Genomic DNA, 25,090 nt, shown 5'->3' on the forward strand with positions numbered 1-25,090 from the left:
ACCAATTATAACACATGTCGCGTAATCTCTTAAATAAATTAAAGCGGGTGCATTTGTTAATGCCCGTATTTATTTTTGTTTTTTGCTTTTCATCTGCACATGCCCAGTATTTTGATCTACCACAAAATCGAAAGCATATAAAAATCCCCTTTCGATTGGTTAGGAATATGATTGTTATAAAGCTGAATATAAATGATAAGGGGCCATTTAATTTTGTTTTAGATACCGGTGTTGGATTGATGATAATTACAGAGCCGGATTTGGTTGACTCGATCAACCTGAAATCAAAAAGAATTGTAAAAATAGCTGGATTGGGAGAGGGGGATGATGCAGAAGCATATATAACCTCGGCACTTAATGTGCAGATTCCGGGTTTGGTAAGCCATGATGTAAATGCAGCGATATTAAAAAAAGATCATTTTAATCTTTCCAACTATGCGGGTATGCCTATTGATGGCTTATTGGGGTATGAGTTTTTTGACAATCTTGCTATTAGTATTGATTTTAGTGACAGTACGCTTAATATATGCAGGCCGGCTGATTTACACCCGTTTAGAAAGGGGAATAAAATTCCTATAACCATTGAAGATCGAAAACCATATCTGCATGCTATTATAACACTCCCTAATGGAAAAAAAACAGATAGTAAATTAGTTATTGATATAGGAGCGGGCCACCCGGTTTCAATTGAAAATATGGTTAAAAACAATGGTTTACCTAAAGCATTTATAGCGGCTAATTTAGGGATTGGGTTAAATGGCCCTATTGATGGCTATTTAAGCCGCATAGATGAAATACAAATTGGAAAATATAAAGTTAAGAACGTATTAGCGTCATTCCCTGATGATACAAAGAAACAAGTGGAAACCTCGGTACCTAGGGATGGAAACCTGGGCATTGGGATGCTTAAAAAATTTAAAGTGATTTTTGATTATCCTGATAATGCCATATACTTAAAACCCGGGCCATTGTATAAAGAACCCTTTGAACACGATATGAGCGGACTGGAATATTATTCAGACGGAGGCTATAAACATGTTATTATAAGTAGAGTTGAACCAGGGTCGCCGGCAGACGAGGTTGGATTGGAGAAGGGCGACGAAATTGTAACAATTAACTTGATGCCGGTTTCAAAAATGAGTTTAGAGGATATTGATACTATTTTTAAATCAAAAGACGGCCGCAGTTTATTGCTCGAAGTATATCACGATAATAAGTACGATAATATTATACTTACTTTAAAAAGAAGAATTTAGATTAAAATAGCCTATATACCCCGGCCGATTACTTTAACTGGCTTATATTTTCAAAAAACGCGGTTTGCAAATCCAACAGCGAACGCACATTTATCTTTTCGCCATACATATCAAAGCATAAAAATTTTGAATGCTGTAAGTCATTATTCTTGGCGCGCTCAAAAAAATTAAAGGTTTCAAAAAAATAATGGTTAGTAGTGATCTTGCTTTTTCTATTGGTTTGCGAGGTGTTTAGTCTGAAACCAATGCTGTCTATCCAGTTATGCACACGGGAATGCAGGTTTACACTAATATTGTTCATGAGTTAATGTTTTATTTACACTAACGAAAAATATAGCGAAGTGTTTCAACCAAGGCGAAATGTATTTCGAACAAATGTTAAGATTTTTGTGGAAAACTTTGTTGAATTTTTAATCTATATTAAAAAATTGTAACTAATTCAATCGTTTCTCGTAGAACAGCTCATTAAGCCACAATTAGAGCTATGAAAAAACTAAAACTTACTTTATCAATCTTATTTGTAATTGCATTCACAATAAGTGCATGTCGTAAAGACAAAACTCCCGGCCCACAGGGAGATGCTGGTACTACCGGTGCAACAGGAGCCACTGGTCCTGGTGTTGGAGCACAAGGTGTAACCGGAAATACCGGCGCTACCGGATCAACCGGAGCAACAGGTGCTGGTACAACAGGGGCAACAGGAAGTACTGGTAAAACCGGCGCTACTGGTGCAACAGGGGCTAATGGTAGTAACGGAGCTACCGGAGCTACAGGTGTAGGATCAACCGGCGCTACCGGCGCAACAGGTGCCAATGGTACTACCGGTGCAACAGGTGCTAATGGAAGTAATGGAGCAACAGGTGCTAATGGAGCAACAGGTGCTAATGGAGTAACAGGTGCTAATGGAGTAACGGGTGCCAATGGTGCAACAGGTGCTGCTGGTTCAGCAGGTGCAACTGGAGCAACAGGTGCTACAGGTGCGAGCGCATCAAGTTATACCCTATCTAATCAAAATGTATCTACAGTATCCGCTCCATATGTGGTTCCTGCTATAACACAAGATATTGTTGATAATGGTGTAGTGTTAGTATACTACAGGCCAATGGGTGGTAGCGCTTGGTCCGTATTACCTTTCACTAATTCATCAGGCCTTTCAATAAGCTTTGATTCGTATGGTGTTGGATATGTATTGCTTGAGGCAAATCAAAATATTACCAACAACAGCGCGCAATTCAGGATAGTTATTATACCTGGTACATCACTTAACAGTATACAAGTAACGCATCCTGGTATTGATATTAACAGCTTGCAAAGCGTAACATCATACTTACATTTAAGTAACTAATATTCAATAATATTTATTTATGGGGCTGGATAATATCCTGCCCCTTTTTTGTTTTTATGTGTAACAATGCTATGATTATTAATCAATTATAATATTTAAATACAACCTTTGTGACGTACAGTTGTATTAATACAACTCAATGAATATTATTTAACTTATGAAGTCATCCTTACTAACTTTATCACTTCTTTTTTTCTTCTTTATTAACGCGCGTGCGCAAAATGGGCGCGAAGTAAGCGGCACAATTATAGATTCTACCAAACAATCCGTTCCCGGAGCAATTGTTAAGGTTGTTTCTGATAAAGGTGATAGCTCATTAACCGCAACCGACCCCAATGGCAAGTTTGATTTTCCTGCTGTTGGCGGCACAAAATTTACACTCAGCATCAAATCTATTGGCTACCAGGCAATACGCAAGCATTTTACTTTTGACGCCGATACCAAACCAGTGGTGTTGCCGCCAATCATTTTAAAGGCGGAGACAAATACGCTTGCAACAGTTAATATTGTGGCTACAGAGGCAGTTGTTTTTAAAGAAGATACAACAGAATATAAGGTAAGCCAGTATAAGGTGCGCGATAATGCACCGATTGAAGATGTTATTAAGAAACTACCGGGTGTGGATGTGGATGTAAATGGCAATATTACAACTCAGGGCAAACAAATTACTAAAGTGCGCATTAATGGTAAAGATTTTATGGGGGGCGATGTACAGTCCATCACCAAAAATTTGCCTGCTGATGTTGCTGATAATATTCAGATAATTGATGATTATGGCGATCAGGCCAATTTAACAGGTATTAAAACGGGTGAACCTGATAAAATATTAAATATCACCATCAGGAAAGATAAAAACTACGGTTATACATTACAGGGAACGGCTGGTGATGGAGAAGACGCTTTGCCTAAAAGCCAGGGAATACCGGATGACAATCGTTATTTAACCACCTTAAATAGTTTTATTTTCAACGGCGATCAGCAAATAGCATTATTAGGAAGCGTAAACAACACCAATGTTAATACCTTTTCTTTTGGGTCAAGCTCAAGTGGTGGTGGCAGTGGATTCGGCGGTGGTGGTGGTGGCGGCGGTCGTGGTAACGCGGCGAGAGGCTCGCAAAATTCAGGAAGTTTGACCACTACTCAAAACGGTATAACCGATGCGCATTCTCTGGGTGCAAATTTCCGCGATCAATGGGGGAAACACCTTGCGGTATATGGCAGCTATAGTTTTGCCGATAATACTGTTACTACAAACAGTATAAACAGTCAACAGAATCTCTCGTCTGTTAATCCAAGCTTAAATAACCAAACAAGTAATGAAACAGACAGGGATATTAACCATAGGTTTACCTGGAATATGGAGTATACTCCGGATACTATCAACTATTTAAAAATTACCCCAACATTTTCTTATGCGGGTGTGAATACCACTGATGATGAAACGAATACACTGTTAAGAAACGGGAAAGTTGTGGATTCAACGCATTCTAACACCTACGCAACATCTTCTGCACCTAGTTATGGCTTAAATATTTTATATAACCATAAATTACCGCACAGGCATAATTTTAGCGCATATATTACTTTAAGCTCTACCGTTAGTAATCAATATCAAAATCCGATAACTGATTATATTGTTGGTGTGCCAACAACAGCGGCAGATCAAGTTATAACTACTTACAGCCGTACAAATTCCGTAGGCGCAACATTGTCCTACATCGCACCTGTAGGTAAATATTCATACCTGGAATTAAACTACGCGATTAATTATGCTGCAACAACAAATAATCAAATAACGGACACCAGCTTAACTATACCACCAAATGAATTGCTTTTACCCGATAGTGCTTTAAGTACCCGGTATAATTTTTCTTTTTTAACTAACCGAATTGGGTTAAATTATCGCTTTATACAGAAAAAATATAACTACACATTAGGGCTTGCTGTTCAACCGGCTGAATTAGATGGTAACTCCTTGGTAACAGGTGTACAAACGCATATTAATACTTTTGATGTTATACCTACCGCCCGTTTTGTATATAATTTTTCGAGGAGCCATGCTTTTAGCTTAAATTATAATGGATCAAGCAGTTCGCCAAGCTTTACACAATTACAGCCGGTGGTCAATTTTTCGAATGCGCTCTATCCTGTTGAAGGCAACCCTGATCTTAAACCCCAGTTTACCAACAATTTTTCTATGAGGTACAACTCATTTGATTTTGCTTCAGGGAATATTTTGTTCACCAATTTAGCTTTTCAGCAGATAAGCAATTATATAACTACTAATACTATTTCTTACCCTGCTAGTTTTCCGAGCGAAAAACGGTTTGAAAATACCATTTTAACCAAGTATTTAAATACTCCCGGTGTTGGATACACTAGCGTGTCGGGTAACGTTGTTTACGCAAAACCTTGGGAACAGCGCAAATTTACACTATCGCTTTCTACAGCTATCGCGTATACTTCAACAGCCGGCTATTTAACCGATGTAACCACTGCCGATTCGCTTACACAAAAAAACATCTCTAAGAATTTGCAGGTTACTCCTGGATTGAAATTTAGGGTCGACCTTCCGGAAGTGATTGATGCCCAGTTTTTAACAAACTACGCCATCAATCGTACAAATAATAGTGTTGTAGATTCGTTAACAAGCGGTAATACAAATATCCGCACATGGACTATTGGTTTAAACGGGAAAAACTATTTTAATGACTGGACATTTAGCTATGACTACACCAAGACTATTAACTATGGTTATGCCAGTTCAGTAAATGCAACTAACCCCAATATTTTAAACGTATACCTTGAACGCAGGTTCCTGAAAAACAACGCCGCTACTATACGTTTATCAGTATTTGATTTGTTTAACCAAAACACAGGTTTTACCAGTTCTCAAACAGCTAGCTCTATTACCGAAACCCGTGTGAACAGGCTTGCACGTTATTATCTTGGAACATTCACTTTACGTTTGCAAAAATTTGCAGGCAAAGCCCCAAATCAAGATCCATCAATGCATAATTTTAGGCATAATGGTAATGGTTCAGGCGGCGGCCCAGGTGGTGGCGGACCTGGCGGCGGCGGACCCGGCGGTGGCCCGGGCTTTTAATATTCCTATAACAAAAGAGGCTCAACTAATTTAGTTGAGTTGAGCCTCTTTTGTTATATCTGGTATGTATGTGTTCTTTATTTTACCATTACATCTCCAATAACGCGGTCAAGTTCTTCCAGGTCAAATGGTTTTGCCAGGTAACCATCAGCGCCAGCGTGCTCTGCCAGCAATTGGATATCGCTATTAGCCGAAAAGTAGATTACCGGTATCTGTTGCAATGATTCTTCTTTCTTTAAAGTCTGTGTAGCAATAATGCCCCCCTCGTCCGGTATCCAGTTATCCATCAAAATAACATCAGGTTTTATCTCGCTAATGCGCTCAACAATATTATTGCAATTTGTGTATGTATACACCTCCCATCCTTGCTCTTCCAAAATATAAACACAAATGGAAAGAATATCCTCGTCGTCATCAAAGATGACGATCTTTTTAGCAGATTTATTCATTTTACACAACTAGTATGTGAATCTATAGATAACTTTCCTAACAAACAACTATTCTTAGGAAACCACATAAATAACTAATAATATAACGCCCTTGTTTTATGTAAATTATACATTTAGCGCAAATATACATTTAGCGCAAAGCGAAACATTCCTGGTGACTTTTAAACCTGTCTAGCAAAAATATTACAAATCAACTTGCGATTGCTGGTAATTTCGTTGTTTTTGAATGGTATTAATTAAAGGATCATAAGCTATTTCTGTAGTATATTAAATCAACGGATTACCATCAGGCCGCATCTCCCAAAATCTAAATAACAAATTATCCGGCGTGAAGCTGTATAAAGCTATTGTTCGAAACTTTTAATTTGCTGCAACTGCTTTTTTTCGATTAGCTTTCATATAAAACACCAACCCGGCGAAAGCAAGAATAAGCACTGCCGGAATAATCAAGGTAACATGCAATACATCAAACCCGGCCTGGCTTTGTGCATGTGCAAGCTCGTTGGCCATTGGTGTGCCGGTAGCTGCCTTTTGATAGTTATCTAACACCGCACCTGTTGTCAAATGTTGCACGGTGTGCCTGTCATAAAAGCCACCCATGTAAATAGTATAAAATGAAACCGCAAGCATGCCGCCGCCGCCAAGCAGGTTTATGCCTAATGCACCCGATTGAGGAATATTCTCGGCTACAAAGCCTATCATACATGGCCAAAAGAAGGCTACACCAAGGCCAAATACTACTGCTGCAAAAAATATGGACTCGCCGTGTAGGGTTATTAGCAAGTAAATGCCCAATGCCGATAATATGGTTGATATAAGCAAAACGCCCTGAGGCGCCAGCTTATGTACTATAGGCCCGGCAAATGCGCGGCATATTACCTGTATAGTAGCTACAAAGGTGAGTATTAAAAGGGCATTGTCTGTTACTGTTTTAAATAGCACGCCTGTCCATTGGTTGGTAAACAACTCGGTAATAGCGGTGCCAAACATGCAAACCAACATGAAAAGATAAAGCGGAGTAAGTACCCCTTTGTACATATCTGTAGTGGTAAAGCCTGCGGAAACGCGTTCTGTAACCGGGAAGTCGAGTTTTGAAAATAGGTAGCCATAAATAGCTGTAGGTATCAGCATTACACCAACTTGTACCTGCCAGTTTAAGCCAATATGGCTAAGTAATAGTACCAACAACGACCCTAAAACAATGCCGCCCGGAAACCAAAGGTGAAAGTAATTAAGCCGTGTGGTTTTATTTTGAGGATATAAAGCTGTTACCAGTGGGTTACACGCGGCTTCAACCGTTCCGTTAGCAATTCCGATTAACAATGTCGAGAAGAAGAGTGTCCAATATCCTTGCGCAAAAATGGTAAGCACGATACCCAATAGGTGAAAAACAAACGCCATCACCAGCAATCGTTTCATGCCAATCAGGTCAACAATAAAACCCCCAATTACTACAGCCAGCGGAAAGCCCCAAAACGCCGTGGCGGTAATGGTTGATAACTCGCCCGCGTTCAAATCAAATTGCGTGCCCAGCTGCCCCATAATACCGGCCCTGATGCCGAATGACAAGGAGGTTACTAATAACGACAAACAACTGGCGACAAATAGTTTACTTGTTTTAATGTTTTGCATAACAGATTTTATTTCTGGCTGATTTATAATTGGCTATAAATTGTGATGCAATATAAAAATTGTTAGCTCATTCAATGCTATACATCAATTTTTTTACTGGCTAAGAAAAGCTGTCAATATTGCATGCTTTATTTAACCTTTCGAAGGCGTCTAAAAACTATTAAATATTGTTTTTATCTAAACAAAAACAAAGCGTCATTGCGAGGTACGAAGCAATCTCTATGCTGTACAGAGAGCTTTTGTTGGTTCGCATGTCCTTTGTAGAGATTGCTTCGTACCTCGCAATGACGATAGTTTTTTTGAACAGTGTCTAAGCAGGGATATGTGTGGAATCTACTGCAGATGGCTCAATGATTAAGGTTCGTTTTGTTTTTAGTCGGGCCCTGCGTAAAAACATAAAATGTACCAGGCCAATTATTAAAGCAATAACGCCTTCGCCTAACATGGTGTTTTTTGTGCCGATTATTTTAGATACATAGCCAATTATCAAACCGCCCAATGGTTGCATCCCGAAAAAGGCCATAGCGTAAAAGCTGATCACCCTGCCACGCATTTTTACATCAGCTGTTGTTTGCAGTAAAGTATTGCTGATGGTTATTTGCGACATCATACCAAAGCCTGCCAGCGCCGAGAATAGCAACGCGAGGATATAATGATTTTCGTGAGAGAATAAAACCAGCCCCGCGCCAAATACCAGGGTGTTTATAGCGAGTATTTTTTTAAGGTCATGCCCCGGCCTTATTGATGCTAAAAATATAGCACCCGAAAAAGCGCCAAGCCCTATAAAGCTGTCAATTATACCAAAGGTTGATGCCGTGCCATGAAATACATCCCTTGCATAAAAAGGGATAAGCGTACTGTATGGCAACACAAACAAGCTGATGAACATCAGCATAATAATTACAAATAATATTTCCGGTGTGCGTCTGATATAACTGTAGCCCTCTTTAAGTTCGCCAAACACATTTTTTGTATGCGGTTTGCTTACATATTTTGGCAGCCTCATCATTAATAAAGAGGTTATTACAGCCACAAAACTTAAAGCATTTAATAAGAAACAGGCTCCATCCCCCACTTTTTCCAAAATGATACCTGCGATGCCGGGCCCGATCAGCCTGGATAGATTTACCATAGAGGAATTTAACGCCAGTGCATTCGGAAGATCATCCTTATCATCAATCATTTCATAAACCAGTGATTGCCTGGCAGGCACATCAAATGCGTTGATGATACCTAAAAATACACTTAGCGAAAGTATTTCCCATACTTCGTAGTGCTTCAATAGTATCAAAACCGCTAACAAAACCGCCTGTACTAATGATAGTACTTGTGTGGTGAGTAAAACCTTATATCGGTTATACCTGTCGGAGACCACGCCACCATACAGTGAAAATAAAAACGAAGGGAACTGACTGGCAAAAAGTGTAACCCCTAACATCAGGGTAGAGTGTGTGAGCGTATAAATAACCCAGCTCACCGCCGTTTTCTGCATCCATGTGCCTATTAACGATACGGATTGACCGCTAAAATATAACCTATAGTTCCTGCTTTTAAATGCCCTGAATGTGCTTATGTTCATCTATCACCCTCTAAAATTATCAAATCTGTTCTTTACTCAAAATCAACCAATTTGGTTAATGGCCCAAGTGCTTTTTTAATGAGTTCTCTTTCTTCTTCTGTACAAGTTTCACGTAATGCCTCGTTCAGCCACTCGTCTCGCTCACTAAGCACCTGCAAAATTATCGCCTTACCTTTTTCGGTTAAGGAGATGATCACCTTGCGTTTATCAGTTTCCGAAGCTGTGCGTGTAATAAATCCCTTCTCCAAAAAGCTACTCAATATTTGCGACATGGATTGATTGGTTATTTTTTCCATAGCGGCAAGTTCGCTGGGCAGCATGCCGTTTTCGCTGGATAGTAGTAACGACAAGGTTGATCGCTCTGTAAGCGACAGCTGTTGCCCGGTTACCGATTTTTTGCGCAGTTTTTTTACCAGCCGTGTTACAACCGTACGCAGGTCTGATGCAAACTGAAGATCTTTAGCGCTCATTTTAATAAATTAAACTAATAAGTTTACCTTACAAATATACAATGATTTTACCAGTCGTGCAATAATCACTTATCATCTTAATGTTATATAAATTTAAAATGTTTTTAAGGGTAAATATTATTTCTTTATCTTGAACACCCTGATATACCGCTAACAGGTGTTAATAAGGTATCAGGAATAAATGCTGCCAAATGAACGCTACCGAAAACTACGAGCTTTTAATCAGCAAGATCAATACCTTCATCCGTAAGTATTATTTAAATAATCTTTTACGGGGATTGATATTTTTGGGTGCGGGTTTGTTTTCGGCATATGTTGTTATTACGCTTAGCGAATACTTTGGCAACTTCAATACCGTTTTTCGCACCATTCTTTTTTATGCTTTTATCCTGCTGAATTTAGGGCTTATTGTTTGGTTGGTAATCCCATCCTTATTTGCCTGGCTGAAACTGAGCAAGAACCTTACACATGATGAAGCCGCCGAAATTATAGGCAAACATTTTAGCAGTGTTAATGATAAATTATTGAATACGCTTCAGCTAAAGAAACAAGCTATCGATGATGAAAAACATCGCGCCCTAATTGAAGCCAGTATCGACCAAAAAATAGAAGTGTTAAAGCCCGTTAGTTTCCCTTCGGCAATCAACATCCGCGAAAACAACAGGTATTTAAAATGGATCATTACCCCGATTGTTGTTATTTGTGTGATCGCGCTTGCCGCTCCATCAATACTAACCGAAAGTACTAAAAGGCTCATCAGGCATAACGAATATTTTGCACCCGTATCACCATTTCAATTCGTGGTTCAAAATCAAGCCTTATCGGCTGTTCAGGGGCAGGATTTTAAACTCGACCTAAAATTAACCGGCGACAAGTTCCCTGCAGATGTTTATATAGAAACAGCCGGCAACACATTTAAGCTGGATAAAGAAAATATTTCCAGTTTTCATTATGTATTCTCTAACCTTCAACAAAACCAGATTTTCAGGTTAACGGCAAACGGGGTTACATCTGCGCCGTATCAAATAAAGGTTAACCTGCGCCCGTCGTTATTGCATTTTGATGTGGAACTGAATTATCCCGCCTATCTGCACAAAAAAAATGAAACCATAGCCAATGCCGGTGATTTAACCATTCCTGCGGGTACATCTGTAAACTGGGCCTTTCATACGCAAAATGCTACCGGCTTATATTTTTCTTTGGGGGATAAAACACAATTGCTTAATCCTGCTAAAACTGATGTTTTTGAACATAGTGAACGTATAATTAAAAACACTGCTTATAAAATTAACCCGCTAAATACACTAGTAAAAAACAGCGATTCGGCAAGTTATCGTATTTCCGTTATTGCCGATGAGCCACCGACTATCAATGTGGAAGAAAAGCCGGATTCGGTAAGCAATAAAGCCATTTATTTTAATGGTAAGATACAGGACGATCACGGGTTTTCGTCATTGGTGTTTTATTATAAGATAGGCACGGATAAAAATGCGCATGTGTTTTCAAAAGCGATAAAGGCCGATCTGAACCAAACGCAATCTGATTTTTTCTACTACTGGAATTTAAAGGAGATAGGTATTAAACCCGGCGAACAGGTAACCTATTATTTTGAAGTAGCCGATAACGATGCCGTAAATGGCCCTAAGAAAGTACGCTCCGCCGAGCATACCTTAAATATGCCTGATGCTGCCGAGATAAATAAACAGTTAAACACGGGCACCGAGGCGGTAAAGCAAAAAATGCAGTCGGCAATTAAACTGGCCGGGCAGGTGGAGCGCGAATCGCAAAAACTGAATGAGCTACTACTGAATAAAAATAATCTCTCCTTTGATGAAAAGAAACAGATAGCCGATCTGATGCAAAAGAAGAAAGATCTGGACGACCTGGTAAAACAAATACAAGACGAAAACCACAAAAACGAATTTAACCGCCAGGAAAACCTACAGCAGGACCCATCCATAACCGAAAAACAAAAGGAAATGGAGAAATTATTTAACAATGTGCTCGATCCTAAAACGCAGCAACTGCTTCAAAATCTGCAACAACTGTTGCAACAGGATCAGAAAGATGCCACCAGGGAAGATCTCTCAAAAATGCAGTCAGATAACAAATCGCTCAAAAAAGAGTTAGATAGAATGTTGGAGCTTTACAAAAAGCTGGCTTTCGACCAAAAATTGGATCAAAACATTAAACAGTTGAACCAATTGGCGCAGCAACAACAAAAATTAGCTGATCAAACAAAGCAGTCAACCGCTACCCCCCAGGCGGCACAGCAACAACAGCAAAAGTTGAGTGATGATTTTCAGGAAGTGAAAAAATCATTGGATGAGCTGAATAAAGAAAACGAGCAAAACGACCGGAAAATGGATTTTCAAAATCCAGAAAAAGAGGAAAAAAGTATCGACCAGCAAATGCAGCAAAGTAGTGATGATTTGAAAAAGAATAACAGCCAAAAAGCATCACAATCGCAACAGCAAGCAGCTAAACAAATGCAGCAAATGGCCGATAAAATGAAGCAGCAAGATCAGGAAGGCGAAGATAACCAGAGCACAATTGACATTCAGCAATTGCGGGCTTTGCTGAAAAACCTTGTAAATAGCTCTTTTGAGCAAGAATCGGTAATGCAAACATTAAAAACAACAAATACGACTGATCCGAATTATATTGCCCTGGCCCAAAAGCAACAAGATATTAAGGATAATTTAAAAACTGCCGAGGATAGTCTGTACGCGATAAGTCGCCGTGTACCGCAGATACAATCTACAGTTAATAAACAAATTACCAGTATAAATGATCATATTGACCAGGCGTTGCAAAATTTAGGCGACAGGCAAATAGCCGAAGCCGGAAGCAACCAACAATATTCAATGACCGTTATGAATAATTTGGCACTAATGTTGAGCGAAGCGCTCGAACAATTGCAAAAAGCTAAAAATGGTTCGGGCAAAGGCAAATCAAAACAGCAAACGCTGGGCGAATTAGCGAAAATGCAGCAGCAGCTTAACCAAAATATGCAAAAAGCTCGTGAGCAAATGCAAAAAGAAGGCAAACAGGGGCAATCTGGCCAGAAACACGGTCAGGGTGGCTCAATGAGTGAACAGTTGGCCCGTATGGCTCGTGAACAGCAAATGATACGTGAAACGTTACAGCAAATTAACCAGGAAGATAATAAGGATGGAACCAAAGGTTTGGGTAATCTTGATAAAATTTCGCAACAAATGGAACAAAACGAGCGGGATCTCGTAAACAAGCATATTACCGATGAGGCATTAAAAAGACAGGAGCAGATCCAAACGCGTTTATTAGAAGCCGAAAAGGCTGAACAACAGCGTGATCAGGATCAGAAAAGAGAAAGTAATACGGGCAAGGATATGCCTCCCGGATATATTAAAGCATTGCAGGATTATCAGCAGGTCAAGGCTAAACAAACAGAGCAGATCAAAACAGAATCCCCGGCGCTTAACTTATATTACAAACAAAAAATCAACATTTACTTTGATCAAATCAATGCCAAATAGTATGGAAGAGGCAAACGTTAAGGCAGCAAAACTATATACGTTACAACTACCCTCAAAAGAGGAAAGCATAACGCAGTTAGAGTTATTGATAGAAAACTTATCTGATGCCTACAATGTCGGTGAAGATACCTTTGCCAATATGATGACCTGCTTAAACGAAGCGTTAATTAACGCGATTAAGCACGGTAATAAAATGGACCCCGCTAAAAAAGTTATTATAAATGCCGAAGTTGATGGCAAACGTATTATTTGGACTGTAACCGACGAAGGGTCTGGTTTCGACTATGTACATCTTGCCGATCCAACTGCGCCTGAAAATCTGGAAAGCCTTACAGGCCGCGGTGTATTCATTATGAAACATCTTGCCGATCAGTGCATATTTAATACATCAGGTAACGAAGTTGAACTGCATTTTAAAATATAATGCCTACTATTAGTTTTTTTGAAGAAGACATCAGCTTCACGCTAAAAGATAAAGCTAAGGTAAGGCAATGGATAACTGATACCATTATTGCCGAAGGCTTCAAGCTAAAAGAGCTTAATTATATTTTTTGTTCCGACGCTTACTTGCTGGAAATCAATCGGCAATATCTAGATCATGATACTTATACCGATATTGTAACCTTCGACAACTCTGAGGAAGAAGGCAAGATTGTAAGTGATATTTTTATTTCGATAGAGCGCATCCGCGAAAACGCGGCAAAGTTTAATGTTACTGAAACCATCGAGCTTCACCGTGTAATAATTCACGGCGCATTGCATTTGTTAGGCTATAAGGATAAATCACCTGCCGACAAGCAAAAAATGACACAAAAAGAGGATTTCTATTTAAATAAGCGGGTTTTTATTAGCTAATTTTATCTGATAAATCTCTCAAAACGCATTATTATCATGAAAACATTAGCATTCATTTTCGCTTTTATGTTTATTAGCAGCAGCAGCGAATTGTATACCTTCAAATTAAAAGATATTGACGGACAGAACTTTTCTTTAGCCCAATATAAAGGCAAAAAGATTTTGATCGTAAATACTGCCTCAAAATGTGGTTATACCCCACAATATGCTGAATTGCAAAAACTTGCCGATACTTACAAAGACAAAGTTGTAGTTGTAGGTTTCCCCGCAAATAACTTTGCCAACCAGGATCCGGGTACAAATTCAGAAATTAAGACCTTTTGCCAAAAACGTTTTGGTGTTACTTTCCCGCTTAGCGAAAAAGTAAGTGTTAAGGGTGACGATATCACCCCGCTATTTAAATATTTAACCGAAGCACCAAACCCTGATTTTACAGGCGAAATAAAATGGAACTTTGAAAAATTCCTGATTGACGAGAACGGCAAATTAATCCACCGTTTCCGCTCACCCGTAACCCCAATGTCTCCTGAACTTACAAAATATTTATAAGCAGGTTTAAAATATCAGGCTGAGAGGCCAGAAAGCGATGAGCATATCATCGCTTTTTTATTGCCTTATTTTTAGATAGAAATGATAACAATTGTTTTCCTTTGATTGTTGATGTATTATTAAATATAAAACCTATGAAAGCAGCAGTATATATCCCAGGCCAAACGCCTAAATATTTAGATTTTGCAGACCCTATCCCACAAAACGAAAATCAAGTAGTGATCACAGTTAAAGCGGCTGCGGTTAAAAATCTGGATAAAGGCATAGTTAGCGGTCATCACTATTCAAGTGGCGGCAGCACAGAACCTAAAGTAGCTGGCGTGGATGGGGTAGGTATATTGGATGATGGTATACGAGTTTATGGTTTTGGTGTATCTGGTATGATAGCTGAAAAGGCGTTAATCGATAAAAACAGAATAGTTAAACTCCCGGATGGAATAGATGATATAACTGCAGCTGCATTACCAAATGCTGTGATGGGAGCAGGAGCGGCACTTCATTTCAGGGCTAATGTAAAAAAAGGCGATGTGGTGTTAATTAATGGCGCTACCGGCGTTACCGGATTAGTCGCGGTACAAATAGCCAAACATTACGGTGCGAAAAACGTGATCGTTACCGGTAGAAATGCAGATGCTTTAAACCATTTGCTTACCATGGGAGCAGATGAAGCGATCTCGCTTAAACAGGAGGACGAACTGATTATAAATAAGATTAAAGAAATTCATAAAATCACGCCGATAGACTCAGTGGTGGATTATGTATGGGGACATCCTGCCGAGTTAGTTCTTTCTGCATTAGGAGGCACCGGTGGTACAACTCACAAAGTAAAATATGTTACTGTGGGTGGTATGGCAGGCGATAAAATCCAATTATCATCCGGAACATTAAGAAGCTCTGATATTGAAATCTCAGGCTCAGGGCTTGGTAGTTTAGATGTCGATGCCATGAATAAACTTTTTACTGAGCTGTTGCCTGATATGCTGCAATTAGCGGCTGATGGAAAGCTTAAGATCGATACAGAAACGGCCAACCTAAAAGACATTGAAGCCGTATGGCACAAAGAAATACCCGGCGGTAAACGATTGGTAATCGTGATTTAAAAATCCCATCTATAAGTAAGATAACAAGAAAGCCATGCAGAAACTCTACATGGCTTTCTTGTTATAATCAAACGTATAAGCAGTATTTAAATCGTTTGTGGCATTTGCTTCATAGTTTCATTCAGGTCTAATTCTAAACCTTTAGCTATAGCCATTCCAAGGCCCATATCAGCTCTGAACCAGTGGCATAGTTGCCTGTTAACAATAATGTCGCGTTTTGGTCCGTCAATACCTTTCATTGAACCGGTGATGTTAGCAATCAAATCATGCTTTTGGTCTTCGCTCATTAAACGGTACAGGTCACCAGGTTGAGTATAATGGTCGTTTTCACCTTCTGCGTTACGATCATACCAATCGGCTTTAGTATTACCTAAATCCCATGCTGGTTCTTTATATGAGTGATCGGCTTCTATATCGTCAAAGCTATTAGGAAAATAGTTTGGCTTGTTGCCATGGTTGCCATCAACCCTCATCTGGCCGTCGCGCTGGTAGTTATTAACTTCAAACGGACAACGGTTTACAGGTATCTGCTCGTAGTTGACACCTAAACGATATCGGTGTGCATCAGGATAGGATAAAATGCGGCCTTGTAGCATCTTATCAGGTGAATAACCAACGCCATCAACTACGTGTGCTGGCGCAAAGGCAGCTTGCTCAACATGGGCAAAGTAGTTGTCAGGATTTGCATTTAATTCTAATGTGCCCACATCAATCAATGGGTAATCGCCATGTGGCCAAACTTTAGTTAAATCAAATGGATTGATATGGTAAGTTTTAGCATCCGCTTCGGGCATTACCTGTATTTTTAGGCTCCATTTAGGGAAATCGCCATTATCAATAGAAGTTAATAGATCATGCTGTGCGAAATCAGGTGCTTTACCCCGCATTTCGGCGGCTTCTGCATCTGTAAAGTTTTTAATACCCTGTCGCGTTTTAAAGTGGAACTTCACCCAAAATCTTTCATTATGCGCATTGATCATAGAGAAAGTATGGCTTCCGAAGCCATCCATATGGCGATAACCGTATGGTGTTCCCCTGTCTGACATCAGGATAGTTACCTGGTGTAAGCTTTCCGGGTTTAGCGACCAGAAATCCCACATCATGGTAGCGCTTTTACTGTTGGTATAAGGATCGCGTTTTTGGGTATGGATAAAATCACCGAATTTTTTGGGGTCTTTTATAAAAAATACCGGGGTGTTGTTACCAACCAGGTCCCAGTTACCTTCTTCAGTATAAAATTTAACCGCGAAACCACGAGGGTCGCGTTCTGTATCTGCCGAGCCTTTCTCGCCACCTACGGTCGAGAAACGAAGGAAAACCTTTGTTTCTTTACCTATGGTGTTAAATAGCTTAGCCCTGGTGTATTTTGATATATCGTGTGTTACTGTAAAAGTACCATATGCGCCCGATCCTTTAGCGTGTACCACCCTTTCAGGTATACGTTCACGGTTAAAGTGAGCCATTTTTTCGTGTAAAATGAAATCCTGTAACAGAATTGGTCCGCGAGGGCCGACGGTCATGGAATTTTCATTCTCCGCATACGGTATACCTGATGCCGTAGTTAGTTTTTTCTTATTGTTCTCCATAAATGTTTCGGTATTTGTATAAACAAATTTCACTATAAATATTCAATAGAAAAAATCAATAATTACTATATTTGTATAGATTTTATCTATATATGACCATTGTACAACTTGAATATATTGTAGCTGTTGATACTTATCGGAGCTTTGTATTGGCAGCCGAGAAATGTTTTGTTACACAACCCACTTTAAGCATGCAAGTGCAGAAGCTGGAAGACACGCTTGGCGTAAAGCTTTTTGACCGCAGCAAACAACCCGTATCGCCCACAGAGATTGGTATTGATATTATCGCGCAAGCACGCACACTGCTTGCCGAAAGCGAAAAGATCAAAGAAATTATAACCGACAGACAGAAAGAATTATCAGGTGAATTGAAGGTGGCCATCATTCCAACGGTATCGCCATACATCTTACCCAAGATATTGCGCGGCTTCGTCGAAAAATATCCCCAGGTAAAATTGATCGTTTGGGAACAAACCACAGAGCAGATCATCTTGCAGTTAAAAAACGGTACGATTGATTGTGGTATCCTATCAACCCCATTACATGAGGGTAATTTGAAAGAGATCCCCGTTTTTTATGAAAATTTTGTGGCTTATGTATCTAAGAATAGTAAGCTATCCAAAAAGAAAAACATATGCCCCGAAGATATTGATATGGAGGAGATATGGGTACTAAACGAAGGCCACTGCATGCGCGAACAAGTGTTAAACATTTGCCAACGACGTAAAGCAACAAAAGGATTTCAGCATTTTGAATATAATACCGGGAGCGTTGAAACACTCAAGCGCATGGTTGATCAAAACAACGGTGCCACTATACTCCCTGAACTAGCTTTATCTGATCTTACTGACAAGCAATTGGATAAGGTCCGCTACTTCCGTTCACCCGAACCGGCCCGGGAAGTAAGCATTGTTGTGCAGCACAATTTTTTGAAAAGAAGAATGGTTGATGCCCTTAGAAATGAGATATTAGAGCTCATACCCAAACGAATGCGGACTAAAAAGAAAAAAGAAGTTATTGATATATAGCCGCTTGCAATCTTATTTATAATAATTCTAAACAATCCCAATTCTGTGCATATATTTGCCTAATTTTTAATTAGTCTTAATAAGATATGCGTATCAAACTTCCTTACAAAACACTCTGTTTTCTACTGTTATTCACAATAACTATTTTCAATTATAATTGGTCATCGGCACAAACAAATAAAGGTACTATTACGGGATCTGTAATTACCGGTAACAATAAACCGGCAGAGAATGTATCAGTAGCTATAAAAGGCACCAACTACGGCACCAAAACTAACGAAGAAGGCAAATTTAAGTTAAAGGTACATGCCGGATCTTATACCTTAGTCTTCACCCATGTTGGCGCGAAATCGCAGGAGCTACCAGTTACGATAAAGGCAGATGAGCTTACACAAATACCTGAAGTAACTATAAGTATTACAGGCAGCACCCTACAACAGGTTACCATCAATGCTAATAAGGCAAACAAATTCGCTATAAAAAAGAGCGATTATGTTAACAAGATGCCGTTGGATAACATTGAAAACTCACAGGTTTACACTACTGTAAGTAAAGAATTAATACAGGAGCAAGGCTTGTTCACAGCTGATGCTGCTGTTCAAAACGTTCCGGGCTTAACCCAGTTATGGAGCCCTACCGGGCGTGCCGGCGATGGCGGTTCTTACTTTACATTGAGAGGTTTCTCGGTTCAAACATCACTCAGAAATGGCCTATCTGGCAATGTCACCAGCTCAATAGATGCTGCTAACCTTGAATCGCTTGAGGTTATAAAAGGCCCTGAAGGCGCTTTATACGGTAGCAGCTTAGTATCATTTGGCGGTTTAATTAATCGCGTTACTAAAAAACCTTTTGATACCGAAGGCGGTGAAATTGCTTATTCTACAGGCAGCTACGGTTTAAACCGTGTAAGTGTTGATTATAATACGCCGATTGATACCGCTAAAAAAGCATTATTACGTATCAACTCAGCATATACCAACAGCGGTAGTTTCCAGGATAATGGTAAAAGCAACAGCTTCGTGTTCGACCCAAGCTTTAGCTATAAAGTAAACGACCGCTTAACATTATCATTTGATGTGGAGATAAGCCATAGCGCAGCACCAACCCCATCCATATATTATTTTAATACAACAGTTGCCCAATTAGGTGTTAGTAACGCAAATGATTTAAATATAGGTTACAGAAAATCATACCAGGGCGGTGATCTGATCACAACATCAAATGTTGCGAACTTCTTTGCACAAGCCGATTATAAAATGTCGGATAACTGGAGATCGCAAACTAACATTAGTTCAACCAGTAATAGTTCAAGCGGCTATGGCCCATTCTTTTACCTGTTACCAGGAAATAATTCTATAGCGCGCGACGTTTGGAGTGTTAGCGGTGGCGGTAGTACCTTACAAATACAACAAAACTTTGTAGGCGATTTTAAAATAGGAAATTTGAGAAATAGGCTGGTAGCCGGTGTTGATTTCCTGAACCAAAGCGAAGACATTAAATATGTAAACCCTAATAATGGTAGTGATTCTTTTGATGTAATTAATACCCAAGGAGCTATACCTAATTATTATAATTTTAACAAAAGTAAAGTAGATTCTTTATTCCAAAAATTCCCGATAACTACGTCTACCAGTCATACCAATACCTATACTTATAGTGCGTATGTATCAGATGTATTGAATATAACCGACAACCTATTGGCTATGGCAAGTTTGAGGATTGATAATTACGATTCACAAGCAATTATTGACCCTACAACAGGTATTGCCCCAACTAAGGCGTTTAATCAAACTACCTTATCACCAAAATTTGGTTTGGTTTACAAATTATTTAACAACCAGGTTTCGTTATTCGGTAATTATACCAATGGATTCATCAATCCCGGAAGTGGATTCGTACACACACCTAATACCGCCAATGGCTTAACGCCAACTTTATTTAAAACAGAGCAAGCAAACCAAATTGAAGGTGGTATTAAAGCAAATGCTTTTAATGGCAGACTAAGCGGTACTGTTAGTTACTATGATATTAGTGTAAGTAACGAAGTAATAGGCGACCCTCAATATGCTAACGCATCAATACAAAATGGCACACAAAAAAGTAAAGGCATTGAAGTGCAGCTTACCGCTAATCCTTTCAACGGGTTTAATATTTTAGCGGGCTTTTCACATAACAATAGTTTAATGACTAACGCTTCATCATACAACAATGGCCTTAGGCCAGAAACAGCTGGCCCGCCAAATTCAGCTAATTTATGGATGAGCTATACTATTGCAAATGGTGGAGCAAGAGGCCTTGGTATTGGTTTCGGCGGAAACTACGCTAGCAATAACTATGTAATAAATGATACTTATACCGGTAAGTTTTACCTGCCATCATACACTATTTTAAACACCGGCGTATTTTATAACAAAGAAAGATACCGCCTGTCGCTTAATGTAAATAACCTTGCAAACAAGGAGTATTATATCGGTTATACAACGGTAGACCCGCAAATGTTAAGGCAAGTAATAGGAAGCGTTGCATTCAAATTCTAACATGTCTTTTAAAAAAGTCATACTCTTTTTACATCGCTGGCTCGGTTTTATAACCGGGCTAGTGGTGTTTATAGTGAGTATTACAGGCTGTATCTTTTGTTTTCAGGATGAGATACAGGATGCTGTGCATTCATGGCGCAAGGTTGTTCCGGTAGAGCGGCCATATCTTGAACCATCTGCGTTAAAAAGTATCGCGCTGAGTAAATATCCCAGTGCTACGGCCAATTATATGTATTACTTTGGGGTGAATCGCCCAGCCTCGGTTATAGCAAATGTTCCTCAAAAAGGGTATACCTTCATCTACCTTAATCCTTACACCGGGCAGGTCTTGCATGCCGAAGGCTTAAAGGATAATTTTTTTACGGTGATAGAGGATATACACCTTTACCTATTGCTGCCCGACAATATTGGTAGTTTGGTGGTTGGCATATCTGTTATCCTGTTTGTATTGATCATGATAACCGGTGTCGTCCTATGGTGGCCCAAACGTAAAAGCGATCGTAAACGCAGTTTCACCATCAAATGGAATGGCCGCTGGCGCCGGGTGAATTACGACTTGCATAATGTGCTTGGTTTTTATGCCACCGCCATTGTGGTTATTTTAGCCATTACAGGCTTAGGGGTTGATTTTGATTGGATGGATAAGGGAATTTATAAGGTTGCCAACCTGGGGCAAACCTATGCCAATGAAACCCGGATTTTTAAATCTGATTCGTTATTCAAATCGGCCATTAAAGATAAACCGGTTGTTGACCGGGCGTTTTTGACGGCAGAAAAACAATCGCCGCAGGCACAAATGTTTTTGATCTCACAGGATGATACAAAGGCGGGGACTATAGGCGTAACCGCATATGCGCAAAGTTTGCGCTATGGCAATAACGATTCTTTTGTGTTTGATAAATATTCAGGAAAGATGTTGCAGCATATGCCTAATGCTCAAAAAAGCTTGGGACTAAAACTAAACGACCTGAATTACGACATACACGTAGGCCAGGCTTTAGGTTTGTGTGGGAAGATAATAGCCTTTTTAGCCAGCCTGATTTGTGCGAGCTTACCCATAACAGGCTTTGTAATTTGGTTAGGTAAAAGAAAGAAACCCAAACCAGCCAAGGCGGTTGCTCACCGCAGGCTAAACAAACAATTACAACAAAACAAACAGCTGTAAAAACAAAAAACCAGTATACGGCAATGCCATAAACTGGTTTTAATATAGTATGCGCTTAGTAGAGGTTATGCCTCTTCGCCGCGACCTTTAACTAATACATTAAGGAATAAGCCTGCTGAAAGTAAGCCTAAAACGCCGCCTACTAAAGCCCATATCATTCCTACATCTAATATAGCACCGGTAAATACACCTGTAACCAGGCCTAACAGGTAATATACAAAGTCGTAGCTTTTTTCTTCTTCTTGCTGATGTTTCATAATCTTGTTATTGCAGACCGCAAAAGTATGTGATTAATTGATGTATAACAATATGTGTATCAAAAAAATTATTCAATTAATAAAAATAAGACGCAGAAATTACAATGTTGGCATCTTACTTTTTAGGGTTACTTAATAAATTAACAAATAATCGATAGGCTCCCGGTACCCCGGCAGGCAACTGCCTGAAGAACGCCAGTGATGTATATATGAACCTTCCCTTACCATAGTTTGTCACAATTAACGAGCCATTATTAGGCTTTTCACCCGGATCATTCATTTGCAGCGGGGTTTGATATTTAGGGTCAATGTCGCTTACAAAGTACAAACCACGTTCCTGTATCCATCCGTCGAAATCGGCATCATTAATTTTATTCGGATAGTTAAGCACCGGGTTAGTTGGATCTAAAACAGTAACCTTAGCCGTTTCATCCGTTACGCGCTGATTAACCGGGCGAAATGGATATGGCCCGATTTGCGGCACAAGCACCCCTGCGTTATTGTTGTATTGTACAACCAGGTTGCCGCCGTTTTTTACATACTCCAGCAATTTAGGTTGCTCAAATGGTAGGCGCTCATCCACATTAAAAGCACGTACGCCAGTTACAATGGCATCATAAACCGATAGGTCGCTGTTCATGATCTCGTTTTCAGTCAAAATATGTACATCATAACCAACCTGCTTTAAAGCATCGGGCACCAAATCAGCGGCACCAACTATATAGCCCATTTTTTTACCGGCAGTTTTCAAATCAATATTGATAAGGTTGGCCTGTGCGGGTGGGAAATAAGTTATAGTAGGGATGTGATTATAAGCGATGGTTTTTATCCCCATTGAAAACGTTTTGCCATTTGCGGTTACCACAGCTTCAAATACACTTGTTTTTGGTTTGTCGTCAGTAGGTTCAACTTTAAAATCTACGGTCCATTCTTCGCCCTTTTTCTTGTCCGCGAAATCTATCTTATCCGGGCTTATTTTCCAGCCATCTATTGGTTTTATGCTGATGCTGCCACTAGTGGTAGTAAAGCTTTGTAGTTTTACCTCAACGTTTTGCGATTTGTTGGAGTTGAAGATGTAATCCTTGTCGCTAACATTTGCAGTTACTGGCGGCGCGATAACTAAAGGTTCATAAAGTTCGCCGCGGGCGGGATCAACGTGTTTGTACTCTATCGGTCGCCTAAGCTCAATAATTGCATTTAATATCTTAAAATAGGCATAATAAAAATGTGGTGTATTTTCAGGAAGTGTTTTTTGGTCATCATTATAATTGTCCAAATAATCAGTGTTATATGATCCCATTGAATGCGGATATACTAACCAATATGGTTGCGTTATGGCATCTGCTAGGAATTTTTCCTCAGATTCTGATATTCTATTTTTTTGTAAGAATGGATGAGTCGCACGTATTTGTGGTTCAATAAAATGCTTTAGGCTATGAAAACTTGTCGCCTTTAGACTAATATTAAGGTCAGATCTAACTAATGTCTGTGAAATAACAGAAACGGTATCTCCAAGGGCATAAATCGGACTTTCTGCATATGCTTCAATCCATATTCCCGCGCAAGCAGCAATTAATTCGCTTAAATCCTTTGTTTTTTGTTCGCGCCAATAGCCATCTTTTACATTTTCAACCTTATCCAACAAATCAACCAATGCCGGTACCGATTTATCGGGACGGTCAATATCAAAACTCTTCTGTATTGCAGATAGATCAGTTGAAATGTCTTCTGCACCAACCCTCGCCCAGGTGGTATTAACGCCATCCATTAAATCTGTTTTTGGGGCATCTCCCAAAATGGTTTTAAAGTATTCAATAGCTTCACCTCTTTGCTTGGCTGACCCGAATCCCTGTGTTTTATGATTAGATCTGCTTTCCGCAGCAATTTCGCCGTATCCTTTACCGATGATTGGGTTGTATACGCCAACATCTAATTTAAATTGGTCGGGGTTTGTGGTATTTACACTGCCGAAATTAAAAGTGTTCCACAATAAGCGTTTCGCCTGCCAAACTTTCACATATTTTAATTGCTCCGGAAAACGGCTTGGATCAGCTGCCGCGGTAAATGCCTCCTGTGCCAATATTGCCGATGCGGTATGATGCCCATGGCCACCTTCGCCGGTTGTAGGGAAACGGCAGATGATCACATCTGGTCTGAATTTTCTGATCACCCACACCACATCACTCAATACTTTTTCCTTATCCCAGATTTTTAATGTTTCGCCGGGCCCTTTGCTAAAGCCAAAATCATTGGCGCGACTAAAAAATTGTTCAGCGCCATCCATTCTTCGGGCTGCCAATAATTCCTGGGTCCGTATCAGTCCTAATTGTTCACCTTGTTCATTTCCTATCAAATTTTGGCCGCCATCGCCACGAGTTAAAGATAAATAACCGGTACGGTAATGCTTTTCCTGTGCCAAATATGCCAGTAAGCGTGTGTTCTCATCATCGGGATGTGCGGCAACATATAGCACACTGCCCAATACATCCAGCTTTTTAAAGCTTTGTTCAATGGTTATAAGATCGGATGGGGGAGCAGTTTGTGAAAATACGGAACTACTGATAAATATGAATAAGGCAAAAGATATAATACGCTTCATAGAAACAAATATAAATGAAAGATAATCAGGCATATTTATTGTATCAATAAAAAAACAAT

The 25,090-nt window shown here is 39.6% G+C and carries 19 protein-coding genes; 11 read left to right on the plus strand and 8 right to left on the minus strand.

Translation table 11 applies throughout. The features are described 5' to 3' along the window. The first annotated feature begins 14 nt into the window (after positions 1 to 14). Positions 15 to 1,256: an aspartyl protease family protein gene (locus GSQ74_RS05010; protein ID WP_158990702.1), complete on the plus strand. Its 1,242-nt coding sequence runs from the start codon at positions 15 to 17 to the stop codon at positions 1,254 to 1,256. A gap of 28 nt (positions 1,257 to 1,284) precedes the next feature. Here the strand turns inward: GSQ74_RS05010 and GSQ74_RS05015 are convergent, their stop codons facing one another. Continuing rightward, entirely contained in the window at positions 1,285 to 1,557 is a 273-nt protein-coding gene (locus GSQ74_RS05015; protein ID WP_158990704.1) for a hypothetical protein, read from the minus strand. A gap of 183 nt (positions 1,558 to 1,740) precedes the next feature. On the opposite strand from GSQ74_RS05015, the gene GSQ74_RS05020 reads away from it, so the two are divergent. Next, a complete protein-coding gene (locus tag GSQ74_RS05020; RefSeq protein ID WP_158990706.1) occupies positions 1,741 to 2,601 on the plus strand; it encodes a collagen-like protein in 861 nt (286 codons plus the stop codon). A gap of 157 nt (positions 2,602 to 2,758) precedes the next feature. Further along, positions 2,759 to 5,707, plus strand: coding sequence for an outer membrane beta-barrel protein (locus GSQ74_RS05025; protein ID WP_158990708.1), 2,949 nt, complete (start codon positions 2,759 to 2,761; stop codon positions 5,705 to 5,707). Positions 5,708 to 5,784: 77 nt separating this feature from the next. Here the strand turns inward: GSQ74_RS05025 and GSQ74_RS05030 are convergent, their stop codons facing one another. From GSQ74_RS05030 to GSQ74_RS05045, 4 genes are all read right to left on the minus strand, one after another. Continuing rightward, on the minus strand, positions 5,785 to 6,156 hold the full coding sequence (locus tag GSQ74_RS05030) for a response regulator (RefSeq protein ID WP_158990710.1): 372 nt from the start codon (positions 6,154 to 6,156) through the stop codon (positions 5,785 to 5,787). Positions 6,157 to 6,516: 360 nt separating this feature from the next. Next, positions 6,517 to 7,788, minus strand: a complete 1,272-nt coding sequence (locus GSQ74_RS05035) for a sugar MFS transporter (RefSeq protein WP_158990712.1) — start codon at positions 7,786 to 7,788, stop codon at positions 6,517 to 6,519. Between the two features lie 310 nt (positions 7,789 to 8,098). Further along, positions 8,099 to 9,367, minus strand: coding sequence for an MFS transporter (locus GSQ74_RS05040; RefSeq protein ID WP_158990714.1), 1,269 nt, complete (start codon positions 9,365 to 9,367; stop codon positions 8,099 to 8,101). A gap of 32 nt (positions 9,368 to 9,399) precedes the next feature. After that, the gene (locus tag GSQ74_RS05045; protein WP_158990716.1) at positions 9,400 to 9,837 is read right to left on the minus strand and encodes a MarR family winged helix-turn-helix transcriptional regulator; all 438 of its coding nucleotides are present in this window, start codon (positions 9,835 to 9,837) and stop codon (positions 9,400 to 9,402) included. Positions 9,838 to 10,028: 191 nt separating this feature from the next. Between GSQ74_RS05045 and GSQ74_RS05050 the strand changes: the two genes are divergently transcribed. The 5 genes from GSQ74_RS05050 (at position 10,029) to GSQ74_RS05070 (ending at position 15,859) form a co-directional block, all read left to right on the plus strand. Next, entirely contained in the window at positions 10,029 to 13,355 is a 3,327-nt protein-coding gene (locus GSQ74_RS05050) for a DUF4175 family protein (RefSeq protein WP_158990718.1), read from the plus strand. A gap of 1 nt (position 13,356) precedes the next feature. Next, positions 13,357 to 13,779, plus strand: coding sequence for an ATP-binding protein (locus tag GSQ74_RS05055; protein ID WP_158990720.1), 423 nt, complete (start codon positions 13,357 to 13,359; stop codon positions 13,777 to 13,779). Continuing rightward, the gene (gene ybeY, locus GSQ74_RS05060; protein ID WP_158990722.1) at positions 13,779 to 14,210 is read left to right on the plus strand and encodes an rRNA maturation RNase YbeY; all 432 of its coding nucleotides are present in this window, start codon (positions 13,779 to 13,781) and stop codon (positions 14,208 to 14,210) included. The genes GSQ74_RS05055 and ybeY overlap by 1 nt, the downstream gene beginning before the upstream one ends. A gap of 36 nt (positions 14,211 to 14,246) precedes the next feature. Further along, complete coding sequence (locus GSQ74_RS05065) at positions 14,247 to 14,759, plus strand: glutathione peroxidase (protein WP_158990724.1); 513 nt, start codon at positions 14,247 to 14,249, stop codon at positions 14,757 to 14,759. Positions 14,760 to 14,893: 134 nt separating this feature from the next. Then, positions 14,894 to 15,859, plus strand: a complete 966-nt coding sequence (locus GSQ74_RS05070; protein ID WP_158990726.1) for a zinc-binding dehydrogenase — start codon at positions 14,894 to 14,896, stop codon at positions 15,857 to 15,859. A gap of 86 nt (positions 15,860 to 15,945) precedes the next feature. Here GSQ74_RS05070 and GSQ74_RS05075 read toward each other — a convergent pair whose 3' ends face one another. Further along, positions 15,946 to 17,445, minus strand: coding sequence for a catalase (locus GSQ74_RS05075; protein ID WP_158991743.1), 1,500 nt, complete (start codon positions 17,443 to 17,445; stop codon positions 15,946 to 15,948). 92 nt (positions 17,446 to 17,537) lie between these two features. Here GSQ74_RS05075 and GSQ74_RS05080 point away from each other — a divergent pair, with 92 nt between their 5' ends. The 3 genes from GSQ74_RS05080 (at position 17,538) to GSQ74_RS05090 (ending at position 22,175) form a co-directional block, all read left to right on the plus strand. Further along, positions 17,538 to 18,473 carry a hydrogen peroxide-inducible genes activator gene (locus GSQ74_RS05080; RefSeq protein WP_158990728.1) on the plus strand — a complete coding sequence of 312 codons (936 nt, stop codon included), beginning with the start codon at positions 17,538 to 17,540 and terminating at the stop codon, positions 18,471 to 18,473. 86 nt (positions 18,474 to 18,559) lie between these two features. Beyond that, positions 18,560 to 21,010, plus strand: a complete 2,451-nt coding sequence (locus tag GSQ74_RS05085; protein WP_158990730.1) for a TonB-dependent receptor — start codon at positions 18,560 to 18,562, stop codon at positions 21,008 to 21,010. Position 21,011: 1 nt separating this feature from the next. Further along, positions 21,012 to 22,175, plus strand: coding sequence for a PepSY domain-containing protein (locus tag GSQ74_RS05090; protein WP_158990732.1), 1,164 nt, complete (start codon positions 21,012 to 21,014; stop codon positions 22,173 to 22,175). A gap of 65 nt (positions 22,176 to 22,240) precedes the next feature. On the opposite strand, the gene GSQ74_RS05095 is transcribed toward GSQ74_RS05090, so the two are convergent. After that, positions 22,241 to 22,432: a hypothetical protein gene (locus GSQ74_RS05095; protein WP_158990734.1), complete on the minus strand. Its 192-nt coding sequence runs from the start codon at positions 22,430 to 22,432 to the stop codon at positions 22,241 to 22,243. Positions 22,433 to 22,547: 115 nt separating this feature from the next. Then, positions 22,548 to 25,031, minus strand: a complete 2,484-nt coding sequence (locus GSQ74_RS05100) for a PIG-L family deacetylase (protein ID WP_158990736.1) — start codon at positions 25,029 to 25,031, stop codon at positions 22,548 to 22,550. Positions 25,032 to 25,090: the final 59 nt, after the last annotated feature.

It is taken from the genome of Mucilaginibacter sp. L196, from assembly GCF_009765905.1.
In the GTDB taxonomy this organism is placed as follows: Bacteria; Bacteroidota; Bacteroidia; order Sphingobacteriales; family Sphingobacteriaceae; genus Mucilaginibacter.